The 16,428-nt window shown below is 55.1% G+C and carries 13 protein-coding genes and 1 tRNA gene; 8 read left to right on the top strand and 6 right to left on the bottom strand.

Annotation, left to right across the window (positions count from 1 at the left end):
* Positions 1-35: 35 nt before the first annotated feature.
* Together MRBBS_RS07410 and MRBBS_RS07415 are read right to left on the bottom strand one after the other, a co-directional pair.
* Positions 36-111, bottom strand: a tRNA-Asn gene (locus MRBBS_RS07410).
* Positions 112-192: 81 nt separating this feature from the next.
* Entirely contained in the window at positions 193-822 is a 630-nt protein-coding gene (locus MRBBS_RS07415; RefSeq protein ID WP_014870835.1) for an arylesterase, read from the bottom strand.
* Positions 823-870: 48 nt separating this feature from the next.
* Between MRBBS_RS07415 and MRBBS_RS07420 the strand changes: the two genes are divergently transcribed.
* Entirely contained in the window at positions 871-1,599 is a 729-nt protein-coding gene (locus MRBBS_RS07420; protein WP_014870836.1) for an ABC transporter ATP-binding protein, read from the top strand.
* On the top strand, positions 1,599-4,085 hold the full coding sequence (locus MRBBS_RS07425) for an ABC transporter permease (RefSeq protein WP_014870837.1): 2,487 nt from the start codon (positions 1,599-1,601) through the stop codon (positions 4,083-4,085). The genes MRBBS_RS07420 and MRBBS_RS07425 overlap by 1 nt, the downstream gene beginning before the upstream one ends.
* 57 nt (positions 4,086-4,142) lie before the next feature.
* On the opposite strand, the gene MRBBS_RS07430 is transcribed toward MRBBS_RS07425, so the two are convergent.
* The 3 genes from MRBBS_RS07430 to MRBBS_RS07440 form a co-directional block, all read right to left on the bottom strand.
* A complete protein-coding gene (locus tag MRBBS_RS07430) occupies positions 4,143-5,333 on the bottom strand; it encodes an iron-containing alcohol dehydrogenase (protein ID WP_014870838.1) in 1,191 nt (396 codons plus the stop codon).
* Positions 5,330-5,878: a hypothetical protein gene (locus tag MRBBS_RS07435; protein WP_014870839.1), complete on the bottom strand. Its 549-nt coding sequence runs from the start codon at positions 5,876-5,878 to the stop codon at positions 5,330-5,332. Before MRBBS_RS07435 ends, MRBBS_RS07430 begins: the two co-directional genes overlap by 4 nt.
* 168 nt (positions 5,879-6,046) lie before the next feature.
* The gene (locus MRBBS_RS07440) at positions 6,047-7,336 is read right to left on the bottom strand and encodes a M48 family metalloprotease (protein WP_014870840.1); all 1,290 of its coding nucleotides are present in this window, start codon (positions 7,334-7,336) and stop codon (positions 6,047-6,049) included.
* 201 nt (positions 7,337-7,537) lie between these two features.
* Here MRBBS_RS07440 and htpG point away from each other — a divergent pair, with 201 nt between their 5' ends.
* The 6 genes from htpG (at position 7,538) to MRBBS_RS07470 (ending at position 15,487) form a co-directional block, all read left to right on the top strand.
* Positions 7,538-9,430: a molecular chaperone HtpG gene (gene htpG / locus MRBBS_RS07445; protein ID WP_014870841.1), complete on the top strand. Its 1,893-nt coding sequence runs from the start codon at positions 7,538-7,540 to the stop codon at positions 9,428-9,430.
* 19 nt (positions 9,431-9,449) lie between these two features.
* Positions 9,450-9,668, top strand: coding sequence for a DUF2835 domain-containing protein (locus tag MRBBS_RS07450; RefSeq protein ID WP_014870842.1), 219 nt, complete (start codon positions 9,450-9,452; stop codon positions 9,666-9,668).
* Positions 9,669-9,761: 93 nt separating this feature from the next.
* Positions 9,762-10,769, top strand: coding sequence for a tRNA dihydrouridine synthase (locus tag MRBBS_RS07455; protein WP_014870843.1), 1,008 nt, complete (start codon positions 9,762-9,764; stop codon positions 10,767-10,769).
* Positions 10,770-11,229: 460 nt separating this feature from the next.
* Complete coding sequence (gene katG / locus MRBBS_RS07460) at positions 11,230-13,398, top strand: catalase/peroxidase HPI (protein ID WP_014870845.1); 2,169 nt, start codon at positions 11,230-11,232, stop codon at positions 13,396-13,398.
* A 293-nt stretch (positions 13,399-13,691) separates the two neighbouring features.
* Positions 13,692-14,759 carry an NAD(P)H-dependent flavin oxidoreductase gene (locus tag MRBBS_RS07465; RefSeq protein WP_014870847.1) on the top strand — a complete coding sequence of 356 codons (1,068 nt, stop codon included), beginning with the start codon at positions 13,692-13,694 and terminating at the stop codon, positions 14,757-14,759.
* Between the two features lie 140 nt (positions 14,760-14,899).
* Positions 14,900-15,487: a LysE family translocator gene (locus tag MRBBS_RS07470; RefSeq protein ID WP_041635521.1), complete on the top strand. Its 588-nt coding sequence runs from the start codon at positions 14,900-14,902 to the stop codon at positions 15,485-15,487.
* Here the strand turns inward: MRBBS_RS07470 and MRBBS_RS07475 are convergent.
* Positions 15,449-16,309: an AraC family transcriptional regulator gene (locus MRBBS_RS07475; protein ID WP_014870849.1), complete on the bottom strand. Its 861-nt coding sequence runs from the start codon at positions 16,307-16,309 to the stop codon at positions 15,449-15,451. The genes MRBBS_RS07470 and MRBBS_RS07475 overlap by 39 nt on opposite strands.
* Between the last annotated feature and the right edge of the window lie 119 nt (positions 16,310-16,428).

Here is a 16,428-nt window from a genome sequence, read left to right on the forward strand (position 1 = left end):
CTGATTCTTTCGAATCAGCGGCATTCTAAAATAATTGGCTCCCCGAGCTGGGCTCGAACCAGCGACAAACGGATTAACAGTCCGTTGCTCTACCAACTGAGCTATCAGGGAACAGCATCAAGTCGGCGCGGATATTATTCGCTTTGAACGCCGGAGTCAACACCCTGAAATAAAAGGTTTGTTAGCGGTGGCTCAAAGCAAAGGCACCAGGTGGGGCCACACATTGTCCAACAGAATGCTTTGCGCCGGTTCTGTGGGGTGAATGCCATCGCTTTGCATTAAGCTGTCAACGTTGTAAATGTCGTCCAGGAAGAAGGGCACCAGTGCGGAGTTGAAGCGCTGTGCAAGATCTCCGAAAATAGCGGCGAAAGCCTGGGTGTAACGGTCGCCGTAATTGGGTGGTATTTGCATACCCACCAGTAGGGTTTGGGCGCCAGCCTGTTGGCTGTTCTTGAGCATCAAAGCCAGGTTTTTTTCGATCACCTGCGGTGGAAAACCGCGCAGGCCATCGTTGCCACCCAGCTCCACGATCACCAGTTGCGGCTGGTGCTTGTTCAGTAAACCCGGCAGCCGGCGGGCTCCGCCGTCGGCTGTTTCGCCGCTGATGCTGGCATTTACCACGCTCCAGTCGTTGTGGCCCTTGTCGGCCAGGCGTTGGCGCAGCAAATTTACCCAGGCGGTTTCTTCCGGTACGCCATAGGCCGCGCTCAGGCTGTCGCCCATTACCAGCAGGGTGTTGGCACTGATCAAACCTGGCGTCATAACCAGCACAAGCAGCAGTGCAAATGATCTGACCGCCGGTAAAACCGTATTCTTGAACACTGCGTAGTCTCCCAAATTTTTCGCCACAGGACAGGATTAACCAGAGCCGTGAATCAATCTAATGACCAGACGCTACCAAACCCCCACGTGATATTGCGGGTCAGCAAGCTGACACACAAGGTGGACCTTGAATCCAATACGCTAACGATCTTGCAAGGAGTCAACCTGGAAATCAATCAAGGCGACTCCGTCGCTATTGTCGGGCGCTCCGGCTCCGGAAAAACCACCTTGCTGGGCTTGCTGGCTGGGCTGGACACGCCGAGCGAAGGCAGTGTTGAACTGGATGGTGCAAACATCAGCGCTCTGGGCGAAGACGAACGCGCCGCGCTGCGAGCCCAACGAGTTGGCTTTGTGTTTCAGTCATTTCAATTATTGCCGGCTCTGACCGCTCTTGAAAACGTGATGTTGCCGCTGGAACTGGCCGGTCGCCAAAATGCCGAAGCGCGAGCGCGAGAGCTTTTGCAACGGGTAGGCTTGGGAGAGCGTCTGACTCATACCCCGCGGCAATTATCCGGTGGCGAGCAGCAGCGGGTGGCCATCGCCCGCGCCTTTGCTTGCGAACCTGCGATCCTATTCGCCGATGAACCCACCGGCAACCTTGATAACCGTACCGGCAAAGACGTATCGGATTTGCTGATGGCACTGAACCGCGAGCAGGGCACCACGTTGGTAATGGTTACTCATGACGAACAGCTGGCGGTCCGCTGTGGCCGACAGTTCCACATTGAGGGGGGCGTGCTGAGCGAACCGGAAACCCGCCAGGAGGCAGTAACCTGATGGCGGCCACCGGTAAATTGCAGTCGGTGCGCCGCGAATGGCGCGAGCGGGATGTTCGGGTGGTGTTGGCGGCACTGATCATTGCCGTGGCCACGGTGGCCACCATCGCGTTGTTTGCCAGCCAGTTGCAACGCACCCTGGTGTCATCGGCCAGCTCGTTTCTGGCCGCTGACCGCCAGCTGGAATCGGAAAACGGTCAACCGCTGCCGCCGGCCTGGCTCGTTGAGGCACAACAGCGTGGATTGGAAACGGCGGAAATGACCGAGTTCTCGACCATGGTGTTTGGCGGTGGCAACTTCCAATTGGTTTCGGTAAAAGCGGTCAGCGATGGTTATCCGCTGCGTGGCGAAGTCGAAATTCGCACGAGCTTTGATGAACCACGGCAAACCCTGAAATCTGGCCCAGCTCCCGGTGAGATTTGGATAAACCCGCGCTTGCTGCGCTTGCTGGAACTGAATGTGGGCGATGAGCTTGAGTTGGGCACTCGCACGTTGGTGATCGGCAGTCTGCTGGAGCGCGAGCCTGACGGTGGCTTTAACATGGCAGCGTTGGCGCCACGGGTGATGATGCATCAAGCTGATGTCGCATCGACCAGCGTTCTGCAAGAAGGCAGCCGGGTCAGCTTTGTGTATCTGTTCGCTGGCGGTGCGGCTGAGCTATCGGGTTTTGAACAGTGGCTAAGACCCCAGCTGCAACCCAGTCAGGAATGGCGCAGCGTGCGTGACGGTGAAACTCTGTCGGCATCACTGGAACGAGCCGAAAGCTTCCTGCTGCTGGGCGGCAGCCTGGCCGTACTGCTGGCCGCGGTGGCGGTGGCAGTGGCCAGTCGTCAATACGCCGTGTCGCAGCGCGATACGGTAGCGCTGCTGAAAACCCTGGGGGTCGGCAGCCCTCGCATCGGCCGTTTGTACTTGCGCCGACTGGCCGTTTGGGGCGTTGTCGGCATGGTCGGTGGTTTGCTGGTGGCCTTGCCGTTGTTCTGGGGCCTGAGTCAGATTTTAGGTGATGTTCTGGATCAGCCAGTTGACGTTTACCTCGACCCGAAGGCGCTAACGCCGGCGGTTTTGACGGCCCTTGTGTCGCTGTTCGCTTTTGCTTACCCGCCCATACGCCGCCTGCGCAAAGTGCCCGCGATGCGGGTGCTGCGCAGCCAGCCGGGGGAATCCCGGCGCGAGCTGGTACCCGACTTCATCATCGGTATCGTGGGTGTGTTTGGTTTGGTCTGGGCTTACGCCGGCGATGTGCAGCTGGTGTTGGCGTTATTAGTGGGCCTGGGCCTACTTCTGTCGACTTTGGTGTTGCTGGGCTGGATGATGGTATTGGGTTTGCGCACAGTGCGCGGCGGCGGCAACGCCTGGCGCCTGGCGTTATTGGGTCTTTACCGACACCGCCAGGCGAGCTTGTCACAAATTGCTGTATTCGCGATGACGCTGATGCTAGCCACCACCCTGATTTTGGTGCGCACCTCTTTGCTGGACGACTGGCGTGCGCAGCTGCCTGCAGGCGCGCCCAATCACTTTATGGTGAATATCAGCCCCCAGGCTGTGAACGATATCGACGAGTTCTGGAACAGCCGCGGTCAGCCTCTGGACGCTATGTATCCCATGGTGCGTGGCCGCCTGACGTTGCTCAACGGCGAACCGGTGAAAGAGGCGGTGAGTAAAGACGAGCGGGTGAATGCGTTGAACCGCGAGCTGAACCTGACCTGGATGGACACGCTGCCAGAAAACAACCGCATTGTTGATGGTGAATGGTTTGCCCCAGGCAAAACTGACGGCGTATCGGTGGAATCTGAGCTGGCTGAAAAGCTTGGTATTACGCCGGGTGACAGTCTGACCTTCACCATTGGTTCCGAGCAGATCACTGAAACCGTGACCAGTATCCGCAGCGTGCAGTGGGACAGTATGACACCCAACTTCTACGTGGCTTTTTCGCCAGACAGCAGTCTGCGCCAGTTGCCGGCAACCTGGATCACCAGTTTCTTTTTGCCGAAAACAGCGAAAAACGAACTGAACGCGTTTTCCCGCCAGTTCCCCACAGTGTCGGTGCTCGAAGTTGACAATATTATCGAGCGCATTCAGCTGATTGTGGTGCAAATTACCCAAGCCATCGAGGCTATCCTGGGGTTGATTCTGGCCGCTGCGCTGGTGGTGATGGCGGCGGTGGTCAGTGCCACTTTGCAGGATCGCCAGCGCGAAGGGGCGCTGCTGCGTACCTTGGGCGGTCGTCAGAGTTTGCTGGTGCGGGCAACCATGCTGGAATTCGCGTTGCTGGGAGGTTTTGCCGGCATTCTCGGGGTTGTTGCGGCTGAAGCCGCGGTCTTCGCACTTCAGATGAAAATGTTCGAAGGGGCTTTCCGCGTTCATTGGCAGATAGTGTTACCGATTCCGTTTATCAGTGCTGTGGTACTGGCGCTGTTCGGGCGCTGGCAGTTGCGCCCGGTGTTAACCGTGTCGCCGATGCTGCTGTTGCGGCGACTGGAGTAGTTTTTCAGCTTCGCAGTCTTTTGGCTGCGAAGCTGCTGCTTAATACAGCGCTCGGGCTTATCCGGCCCAGGCGTTTTCCAATACGGCACGCACGTCTTTCAAATCGGCTTCTTTCGGGTTGAACATGATAGCGCCGTCGTCCATCGCCATCTGGGCAATGGCTTCCAGCTGATCGTAAGTCACTTTGCCGCTTTCCTTCAGGGTGCGCGGTAACTTGCACTGCTGATACAGGGTGTTGCGCATCTTGCGAAGGGCGGCAATGCTGGCTTCTGCGCGGCGACTGGCCGGCGTGGCGGAATACACTTCCGGGCCGTCCAAATAGAGCAACAGCTCGCCCAAAGGCTGGCGAATGGTTTCCAGGTTGTATTCCAGCACGTAGGGCAGGTACAGGCTCATGCACAAGCCGTGGGGCAGGTGGCAGATAGCACCCGTGGCGTGGCCAAGCGCATGTACCAGGCCCACCATGGAATTGGAGAACGCGATGCCTGCCATAGTCGATGCCTGCGCCAATTCGAGGCGGCCATCGACGTCTTTGGGGTTGTCCATCACCTTGGGCAGAAACTGGCTGACCTTTTTGATGGCCGCTGTGGCATAAGCGTCGCTGAGCGGGTTTTTCGCCATGCAGGTGAAGGCTTCTACCGAGTGGGTCATGGCGTCCATGGCCGTGGCCGCAGTGATGTGCGGTGGCAGGGTAATGGTCATTCGCGGGTCAATGATCGCTGCGTTGGGCAGCAAAAATGAAGACGTAAAGGGCAGTTTTACGCCTTTTACCTCGTCGGTAATCACCGCTACAGACGTCACTTCCGAGCCAGTACCTGCAGTGGTAGGCACCACAAAAAACGGATTCAACGGCTTCTTGATCACACCAGCACCGCTGTACTTGGCCAGGTCATCACCGCCCTCAGACACCAGAATGTTCACCGCTTTACCGGTATCAATGGCCGAGCCACCGCCTACGGCGATGATCGAGTCGCACTTCTCTCTGCGGTAGAGCGCTGCAATGGTGCGCACCACGCTGATGGACGAATCGGGTGGCACGTCATCAAAAATGCTGACAATCTCTAAACCGCTGTCTTCGCAGGCGGCAATCACCGGGTCTAGCAGACCGGCTGCGCGCACGCCCTTGTCGGTCACAATCATCGGGCGTTTGGCCCCGATGCTGGTTAGTTCGTAGGGGATGTGTTCCAGAGCGGCTTTGCCGGCAATAACCTTCACCGGGCAGAAGAACTCGTAATATTGGCGGCTCATGATGCTCTCGCTGTTTTAATAAAATGGGTCGCAACTTTCAGATAAATTCGGGCGGCGCTGATGAGCTTTTCAGGCAACTGCAGATCGGGGGGATATTCTTTCACCGCCCGTTTGGCCAACAATTTTGGCAAAATAAAGGCCTCCAAGCGGTTCAGGATACGGGTCATACGCACCGCGTAACTGATGTCGCCATCCACCAACATGCGATCGTTGGCGAAGGCCACCGAGGTTTTTTCCTGAAATGAAAGCACCAAAAATGCGTGTTCCAAGTGTTTGAATTTTATTGCTAAGTCGATCGGCCGTGGCGCTTCTCCGCTGTGGTATTTAAAGCGCCCGTCGCCGACGTGCTCAATCAGCAGGCTGGCGCCCCTGGGCATCACCATCATCTGAAATAGAAAACCTGTGGGCAGTGGGTAAGCTTCATTGCACACCTCGTCGTCCACTTCGCTGACCGCCTGCAAGGCTCGGCCCATTACCTGAAACATAATGTTTACATATAGCCGCTTGGCTTTTGAGCCCAGTGGCTGAAGGTGCTTTGTTGCCATGGTTATTACCCACTGTGAATGTCACTGATCGTATTTTTAGAGTGATTACTCTATAAAGTCAATCGGCCTTACCGGGCTGTCGCTCAAAGCCGTGACAATGATCATTTTTTGCCATAAAAAAAGCCGCAGGCTTTTAGGCCTGCGGCTTTAAATACTGCGATTGACGGGTTATTGACTCAGGCGCGCCAACTTGGCTTGAGCTTCCTGGCCGATGTCGCCACCGGCCTGCGCAGCGGTGCGGTAGTTGGTAATGGCCTCGCCACGGTTGTTTTGTTTCACCGCAATGTCTCCCAGGCGCAGAAACGCGATGGACGTAGGCACCGACTGGTTGGCCTGGGTCAGAATGTCTTTGGCTTTGCCCAGGTTATTCTGTTCCAGCGCGTTCAGGCCCTTGTTGATACGGTACACGTACATTTCCGGGTAAAGCTCAACCGCTTTGTCAAAATCCTTAGCGGCTTTGTCCAGATTTTCCTGCTGCTGGTACAAACGCCCGCGCAGGTTGTAAAACATCGCTTCTCGCGGGGCGAGCTTGATCGCCTGGTTCACCTTGTCGATGGCCGCCGCGTATTCTTTCTTACCAGCCAATTCCACCGCCTTGTCGTGGGCGTCGTAAGCAGGCTGCAGCTTTCGCAGAAGGGCGGTTTTCTTCTGGTATACGTCTTCACCGCGATAGCCGCCGCCACCGATTTCGCTCACCAGCTTACGGTTCGCGGCCACTCGTTTGGCGGATGGCGGGTGAGTGGCAAACAGTCCGTCGATGAATCCGGCGCTGCGTCCCTTGGACATTTCCAGAAAAATCTGCTGCAGCTCTACAGCGGCCTGGGGGTCATAGCCGGCCGCTTTCATATAGCGGATACCGTAATAGTCGGACTCCAGTTCGTCGTCCTGGCTGTATTGCGCGAGCGCCAGTTGTGCGCCAACGGCTGCGCCGCCCATCACCATGCCCGCCCATTCGTTATGCGTCAGCGCCAGGCCCAGAGCACCCACTCCCAAACCTATAATCTGCGCCTGCTGCATACGCTGCACGCTGTGGCGGGCAGCGGCGTGCACAATCTCGTGGCCCAGCACCGAGGCCAGCTGGGCTTCATCGCTGAACGCTGTCAGCAGGCCGCGATTGATGGCAATCTTGCCGCCAGGCAGGGCCCAGGCGTTGGGCACGCTGCTGTTCAACACCACAAAATCGTAGGGTAGGTCAGGCCGGTCGCTCACCGCCGCCAGTTTCATGCCCACTTCGCGTACGTAAACGGTCAGCTCAGGGTCGAGATAAAACAGGCCTCCCTGGGTTTGCTGAGTCGGTTTGTATTGCTCGGCACCCATACTCAATTCCTGACTTTCCGGAATGATGGACAGCTGGCGTTCCCCGGTGACCGGGTTGACTGAACAGCCGGCCAACGTAAAAGCCAGCGTTAACGCGGTAAGTAGGGCTTTCAACATCTGGGATTTGATGCTTGGGTTCACTGCGAGCTCCTGCTAATTCTCAAGTTATGGGGGCTTTATAGCATAGGTGGCTTTCTGTCTGGCTAATCACAGACGTTAAATCCGCTGACACGTTAGCCTTGAAATGCTTCCGGGTGGCCCCATTTCTGCTCCCATGATCCACGGCGTAGCATAAATCGCCACTTATTTTATGTTCCACAGTAGTCAGGAGAGATACGCACCATGACGGTTGAATCGCAAAAAGAAACTCTGGGTTTTCAGACCGAAGTAAAGCAGTTGCTACAGCTGATGATTCACTCCTTGTATTCCAACAAGGAAATTTTCCTTCGTGAGCTGGTTTCTAACGCATCTGACGCAGAAGACAAGCTGCGCTTCGCCGCTCTGAAAGACGACGGCCTGTACGAAGGCGATTCCGAACTCAAAATTCGTTTGGCGTACGATGCCGAAGCCAATACCGTCACCTTGAGTGACAACGGCATTGGTATGGCCCGCGAAGACGTGGTCAGCAATCTGGGTACTATTGCCCGCTCCGGCACCGCGGACTTCTTAAAGCAGATGTCTGGTGATGAGAAAAAAGACAGCAAGCTGATCGGCCAGTTTGGTGTCGGCTTTTACTCGTCATTTATTGTAGCAGACCAGGTCGACGTATTTACCCGCCGCGCCGGTGCACCCGCATCTGAAGGCGTACATTGGGCGTCTAAAGGCGACGGTGAATTTACCATCGAAACCGTTGAACGCGCCCAGCGTGGCACCGAAATTGTGTTGCAGTTGAAGCCGGAAGCCAAAGAGTTTGCCGATGGCATGCGCCTGCGCAACCTGGTGAAGAAGTACTCTGACCACATTTCGTTTCCGGTGGTCATGGCGTCTGAATCCGAGGAAGAAGAGCAGAAGGGCAAAGACGAAACTGTCAACGATGCCACTGCGCTCTGGACACTGCCGCGCACAGAAATTAAAGACGGGGAATACAAAGAGTTTTATAAGCACATCTCCCACGATTTTGAAGATCCTTTGAGCTGGTCTCACAATAAAGTGGAAGGCAAGCTGGACTACACCAGTCTGCTATACCTTCCGGCTCGCGCGCCGTTTGATCTGTATAACCGCGAAACACCCCGTGGCTTGAAACTCTACGTTCAACGCGTGTTCATTATGGACGACGCCGAACAGTTCCTGCCGCTGTACCTGCGCTTCACCAAGGGTGTGATTGATTCCAGCGACCTGTCGCTGAACGTGTCCCGTGAAATTCTGCAGAACGATAGCATCGTCTCCAGCATTCGCACCGCGGTCACCAAGCGAGTTCTGGACATGCTGTCGAAGCTGTCTAAGAAAGAAGGCGATGTATACCAGAAATTCTGGAACGAATTTGGCGCGGTATTAAAAGAAGGCCCGGCGGAAGACTTCGGCAACCGCGAAAAAATTGCCGGTCTGCTGCGTTTTGCCTCTACCCACACCGGTGAAGAAGCCCAGAATGTATCTTTGGAGCACTACATCGGCCGCATGAAAGAAGGCCAGAAAAAGATTTACTACATCACTGCTGACAACTTCATGGCCGCCAAGAGCAGCCCGCACCTAGAAGTGTTCCGCAAGAAAGGTATTGAAGTGCTGATTCTATCTGACCGCATTGACGAGTGGATGATGGGTTACCTCAATGACTTCGACAGCAAGCAGTTTCAGGATGTGGCTCGCGGCGAGCTGGATCTGGGTGATGTAGAAACCGAAGAAGACAAAAAGCATCAGGAAGAAGCTACCAAAGAACATCAAGGCCTGCTCGAGCGCATAAAAAAGGCTTTGGAAGAACGGGTTCAAGAAGTGCGCGTAACCAACCGGCTGACCGATTCACCAGCCTGCCTGGTGGTGGCGGATTTCGACATGGGCGCCCAGATGAAGAAGATTATGGAAGCCGCTGGCCAGAGCGTGCCAGACAGCAAGCCGATCTTCGAAATCAACGTGGACCACCCGCTGGTGCAGCGCTTGGAGCGTGAGCAGAGTGAAGATCGCTTTGGCGAGCTGTCTGCAGTTCTGCTGGACCAGGCTACCCTGGCCAGTGGCGAACAGCTGAAAGACCCGGGCGCCTACGTAACACGCCTGAACCGTCTGCTGTTGGAGCTGGCTAACTAAGCCAGACCGGATACGAGCCATGCAACGCATTGTGGTGGACATTAGCATTGGCCCTGACGAGTGGATAAAGCTCTACCAGGGCCTTGCACAGGATGTGACCGCACGGGCCCGGGACGGACGCTCTGTCCGTTTCCCGGCTCGAATTCTTTCCCGTTTTTATCTCAACGATGGCATTCGTGGCAGTTTTTGCATTAGCTTCAACGACCAAGGCAAGTTTGAAACCATAGAACGCGTATAATCCCTTCTTTTCTATTTGCTGATTTTTTGGCATCCTCAGTGCTACTTTTGCTATCACTTTTTCACCGCTGTTTTGACCTGCTCTGGAGCGCTCATGCGAATTATTCTGGCCCCGATGGAAGGGCTAGTGGATGCACCTATCCGTGAAACTCTCACCAAAGTGGGCGGTATTGACCGGTGCGTAACCGAATTTATTCGCGTAACCCACGGCATGCTGCCGCCGCGAATTTTCTATAAATACGCGCCCGAACTTCATAACAACTCGCTGACCCGGGTGGGCGTGCCAGTGGCGGTTCAGCTGCTGGGTTCCGACCCGCATATGATGGCCCGCCACGGTGCCAAAGCCGCAGAACTGGGCGCCACCCAGGTGGACATCAACTTTGGCTGCCCGGCCAAAACCGTGAACAAGCACAAAGGCGGTTGTGTATTGATGCGTGAGCCCGAGCTAATGCACGAAATTGTTGCCGCCGTGCGCCAGGCGGTGCCTGCGACGGTTTTGGTGACAGCGAAAATGCGTCTGGGTTACGACGACCGCTCGATGGGTGTGGCCTGTGCGCAAGCATTGGAGGCAGCCGGTGCCGGCGAAATCGTGATTCACGCCCGCAGCAAAAAAGACGGTTATAAGCCGCCTGCCTACTGGGAAGAAATTGCCAAGGCGCGGGAAGCGGTAAAGGCCAAGGTAATCGCCAACGGTGATATTTTCACGGTGGCTGACTACTGGCGCTGTCGTGAAGTGTCTGGCTGTGACGACGTAATGATTGGCCGTGGCCTGGTGGCGCGGCCGGATTTGGCACGCCAAATTCGCGCCAGCCAGCGCGGTGAAAGCATCGAAATGATGACCTGGCTGGAAGCACTCGCTTTGGTGCAGGAATACGGGTGCGCGCTTCAGGGCTGGCTGGAGGACAAATACGTAACCGGGCGCATCAAACAATGGATGAATTATTTACGCCAGGGTTTTAGCGAAGCCGAGGCCCTTTGGCCTCAGGCACGAAAAATTCGTGAAGTAGCACCTATGTTCGAGTTCCTTAACCAGGCCACAGCCGTCAATCAACGCTTAATTGATTGCTGCCAACAGCAGGATGTCGCGAACAGTCTAAACTAGTGTGGTGATATCTGGCATTTAGGTCATAACCCACCAAGGACCGCCCAAGAAGCCGTGAAGAAGATTGGCCGCGCGAAAATAGGCGATAACGGCAAAATGCGGGGCAAAGCCATGGTGGTTGGAGCCTTCGGGGCCATTGGCTCTGTGCCCGCCCGGCTTCGCTTGCCTGTTGGAAACCATGGTGCTGGCGTTGGAAACACAGCATGACTCTAGCGGCTATTTCCGGGGTGAACGGCGTGTTCACCGAAGACGACTTTTCGCGGGTGCTAGTGCTGGTAGAACAAGCAGACCTGTCTACATAGTCATAGTTAAAAGCTAACAGAATCGGTAGTAAAAGAAAATTATATTAATAATAGCCTGTTGGCCTATAGTGATTAAAGCCACATCAGAGATGAAAAACATAATTGTCACGCAGTCTTTGAGTGAAGCCAACATCCCCCGATAACAGTGGAGAAAAAATATGGCTGACAACAACCCGACGGCTGGCAAATGTCCAGTCATGCACGGCGGCAATACCAGCGTCGGCAGCACCAACATGAAATGGTGGCCCAGCGCCTTGAACCTGGCCATCCTTAATCAGCACGACAGCAAAACCAAGCCGCTGGGTGCCGATTTCAATTACCGCGAAGAGGTGAAAAAACTCGACGTAGGCGCACTGAAAAAAGATCTGAATGACCTGATGACCGACAGTCAGGATTGGTGGCCTGCGGACTGGGGCCATTACGGCGGTCTGATGATTCGTTTGGCGTGGCACGCGGCCGGTTCCTATCGCGTTGCGGATGGCCGCGGCGGTGCCGGCACCGGCAACCAGCGTTTCGCTCCGCTAAACTCCTGGCCAGATAACGGCAACCTCGACAAAGCCCGTCGTCTGCTTTGGCCGGTCAAGCGCAAGTACGGCAACAAGCTGAGCTGGGCCGACCTGATTGTGCTGGCGGGTAACGTGGCTTATGAATCTATGGGCTTCAAAACCTTTGGCTTCGCCTTTGGCCGCGAGGACATCTGGCACCCGGAAGAAGACATCTACTGGGGTGCAGAAGACGAGTGGCTGGCTACCAGTGACAACGAAAAGAGCCGTTACAGTGGTGATCGCGATCTGGAAGACCCGTTGGCCGCGGTGATGATGGGCTTGATCTACGTGAACCCCCAAGGCGTTGACGGCAATCCGGACCCGCTTGCAACGGCCCGCGACGTGCGCGAAACGTTCAAGCGAATGGCCATGAACGACGAAGAAACGGTCGCGTTGACCGCAGGTGGTCACACCGTGGGTAAATGCCACGGTAATGGCGATCCGGCAAATCTGGGCGAAGCACCGGAAGGCGCTGAAGTAAACGAGCAGGGCCTCGGCTGGAATAAAAAGACAGGTACAGTGGGAAATCACACGGTCACCAGCGGTCTTGAAGGAGCCTGGACCAGCAACCCTACCCAATGGGACGACGGTTACTTTAAGTCGCTGATGAACCACGACTGGGAGCTGACCAAGAGCCCGGCCGACGCTTGGCAGTGGGAACCGGTGGACATGAAAGAAGAAGACAAGCCGGTGGATGCAGAGAACCCGTCTGTGCGTCGCAACCCGATCATGACTGACGCTGACATGGCCATGAAAATGGACCCGGAGTACCGCAAAATCTCCGAGAAGTTCGCCAAAGATCAAGCCTACTTTGAAGACGTGTTTGCTCGCGCCTGGTTCAAATTGACTCACCGCGACCTTGGTCCAAAAGTACGCTATGTCGGCCCGGAAGTACCTCAAGAAGATCTGATCTGGCAAGACCCGACGCCTGCCGGCAACACCGGTTATAACGTTGATGCCGTCAAAGCGACGATTGTTGCCAGTGGCCTGAACCCCACTGACATGATCAACACCGCTTGGGACAGCGCCCGTACCTACCGTGGTTCGGATATGCGCGGTGGCGCCAACGGTGCGCGAATTCGTCTTGCCCCCCAGAAAGACTGGGAAGGTAACGAATCTGAGCGCCTGGGCCGTGTATTAAGCGTGTTGGAAGCGATTGCCGCAGACGCCGGCGCCAGTGTGGCCGACGTGATTGTGCTGGCGGGCAATGTTGGCGTAGAGCAGGCAGCCAGAGCCGCGGGTGTCAGCGTAAACGTGCCATTCTCGGCCGGCCGTGGCGATGCTACTGACGAGATGACGGATGTGGAATCTTTCGAGCCGCTGGAGCCCATTCACGATGGTTTCCGCAACTGGGTGAAAAAAGATTACACGGCTACCCCGGAAAAACTGTTGCTGGACCGTGCTCAGCTGATGGGCCTGACTGCGCCGGAGATGACGGTGCTGTTAGGCGGGATGCGTGTGCTTGGCACCAACCACGGTGGCAGCAAGCACGGCGTATTCACCAACAGGGAAGGGCAACTGACCAACGATTTCTTTGTCAACCTGACCGACATGGGCAACAGCTGGAAGCCGACGGGCAAAAACTCCTACGAGATTCGCGATCGTAAAACTGACGCAGTGAAGTGGACCGCCACCCGAGTAGATTTGGTGTTCGGCTCTAACTCGATCTTGCGTTCTTACGCAGAATTGTATGCTCAGGACGACAACAAAGAGCGCTTTGCGCATGACTTTGTGACCGCCTGGACCAAGGTCATGAATGCCGACCGGTTTGATCTCGCGTAAGTGTAGAGGGTACTTAAAAAGGCGCTTCAGCGAGAGTTGAAGCGCCTTTTTTTATTAAAAATAACGCCTTCTAAACCAACGTGCTTCATGTAAACATGAACATATTATGAATTAATTGCAACGCCATCATCATTGTTAAATATTGGGAACAACTCAAAGGCACGATGTGTGAATACCGGGGCAAACTGACTGACGATGAGGTAGGTGAGATGGGTGGCCGCAAAGATCACTTCTCAGGCAAAGTTCAAGAAAATACGGCACAACACACTGGCATTGGTTTTTAAGGATTATTAATGCACACGACTTCGGATTTTATTGAAAAACTGGGCATTCGTTTCCCAATCATTCAGGCACCAATGGCCGGTGTATCTACGCCGGAGTTGGCTGCTGCGGTGTCGAACGCGGGTGGGCTCGGTTCACTGGGGATTGGCGCCAGCACAATTGACCAAGCTCGAAACATGATTGAACAGACGCGCCGGCTAACCAGACAGCCGTTCAATGTGAACGTCTTTTGCCACGCTGCCGCAAAGCGTGACTCTGGCAGAGAAAAAGCGTGGCTTGAGTATCTTGCTCCACTGTTCAGCGAAGCCGGGCTGGATACGCCCGATCAACTCGACGAAATTTATACATCATTCCTTGTCGACGACGAACAATTCGAGATGCTGCTTGAGCTGCGCCCGACTGTCGTCAGTTTTCATTTCGGCATACCTTCTGCTGACTGTATTGCCTGTTTGCGTGAGGCCGGCATTTACACTATGGCAACGGCGACCAATCTTTACGAGGCAACACTGATCGAGCAAGCGGGAATAGATGCCATTGTCGCCCAGGGCACGGAAGCTGGCGGGCACCGGGGCATGTTCAACCCGGAGATAACGGATGAGTGTTTGAGTACAATGGTGCTTGTGAGGCTACTTGCGGCAAAAACGACACGCCCCATCATAGCGGCGGGCGGCATTATGGATGGCTATGCCATCAGCTCGATGTTGAGCCTTGGAGCAGTAGCTGCGCAGATGGGAACGGCGTTTGTTTTGTGCCCCGAATCTGCGGCCAATACCGCCTATCGTGAAAACCTGAAAGGCCAACGTGCAACGCAGACACGATTGACGGATGTCCTATCCGGCCGGCCGGCACGAGGAATGGTTAATCGATTGGTTACCTTTGGCGAAGCAGAAAACAGCCCGCTTCCCGCGGATTACCCGCTGGCTTATGACGCGGTTAAACGACTTAGTGGGGCAGCATCCAAACTGGGAAACAACGAATTTGCCGCGCAATGGGCGGGGCAGGGAGCACCGTTGGCGCGAGAGCTACCGGCGTCGACGTTGATGAGAGTGCTGATGGCTGAAACTCGTCGCCAAGAGTAGGCCTGTCTCGATTTTGATCGGGCTCTTAAGCCCGAGCTTAATGGAAACTCAATAAGCCGCAACACCTCAATTTTGTTCAATATACGATGTTGCCGAGCGTGTCAGAATCTACTCCTGAATTGACCGGAGAGTGTATGACTATGTCTTTGATTCTACCCATGTGCGCGTTTGCCTTGGCGGCATCTATTTCACCTGGGCCGGTAAATCTTGTGTGCCTGAGCAGTGGTACCCGCTACCCGGTTGCCACCGGCTTAACGTTTGTCACCGGTGCCACGCTGGGTTTTATCGTGCTCTTCATCGCGGTAGGGCTGGGTCTTTATTCACTGCTGACGATGGTGCCGGGGCTACAAAGTCTGTTGCGCTGGGCGGGTGTCGTATTTTTGCTTTATCTAAGCATCAAGTTAGCCTTAGACAGCGGTCAGTTGCCAGAGGCTGGCAGCAAAAAAGCACCGGGCTTCGCCGCGGGCGCCTTGATGCAGTGGCTGAACCCCAAAGCTTGGCTTGCTTCCGCTTCTGGGATTGGGGCATTTACCAACGCAAACGACCTGAGTCAGATTTTGCTATTTGCCGCCCTTTACCTGCCAATTTGTTGGTTGTCACTGGCTAGCTGGGTTTACGCCGGCGCATTCCTGCGCCGATATGTTCAAAAGCCTGTCATCTTGATGACCATCAACCGCACACTGGCGTTATTACTTGCTGTCAGCTGCGTGTATCTTCTCGTTAGCTGAACCGAGACGGTACTGGTTTGGCGTTGCGGCCACTCTTCGCTTAAAGGCACGCTGAAAGTGAGGCTGATCAGAAAAGCCTGCATTCAGGGCTGCCTCGGCAATGGGCGTGCCTTTTTTTAGCTGACTCTGGCCAAGTTGCACGCGTCGATTCACTAAATAGGCATGGGGCGTGAAACCGAATGCCTGTTTAAAGGAGCGGATCAAATGGCCCTCGCTAAAACCTGAAAAGGCGCATAGGGTCTCCAGCGAAACATCTTCTGTCGCATGCTGATCCATATAGCGAGACAGCTGTGTTAAAACATCTGCGGTAGCCGGCTGCTGATTGATTGGCTGAGTGGCCAGCTCGTGCATGAGACCTGACAGAAACGCCTCTAATTCTCTCTGTTTGTCCGTAACAGCAGACTGAGTATCCAAAAGGCAATCTGCGAGATAGCAGTAACGATCGAACCAGCGGTTATCGGATAGCACAGCCGTGTGCAGATCCAGCCAGACTGGGGTAGGGAGTAAACCCGCTTGGAATCGCAGATTTGTTAACCACTGAGTATCGACATACATCATCAGATACGACCATGGATGGTTATCTATAGGATTACACGCGTGCGCCCATTCTGGGTTCATTACAACCAAGTCTCCGGCACTGACCGCAAAGCTGTCGTCGCGATAACGAAACGTACTTTTGCCGTTAGTAATTGCGCCAAGAGACCAATGCGGGTGGCTGTGGAGGGCATAACAGACATGGCGACCATCGGCGACCTTACGCAGTTCTACGAAAGGCATGCGCTTGTCACGCCAGAAAACGGGAGAGAACGGCGGCGTAGTCATTGCTGGTCATCCTGATTAAGTCACAGATAACTTACTTCACGCTTACGCTTTTTAAAAGAAAAACGGGGCCGATCTATTTTCCTGAGAAAACAATCGGCCCCGGTTTTTAAGGCTACTCA

Origin of the sequence: Marinobacter sp. BSs20148, assembly GCF_000283275.1 — a bacterium.
GTDB classification, from domain to species: Bacteria; Pseudomonadota; Gammaproteobacteria; order Pseudomonadales; family Oleiphilaceae; genus Marinobacter; species Marinobacter psychrophilus.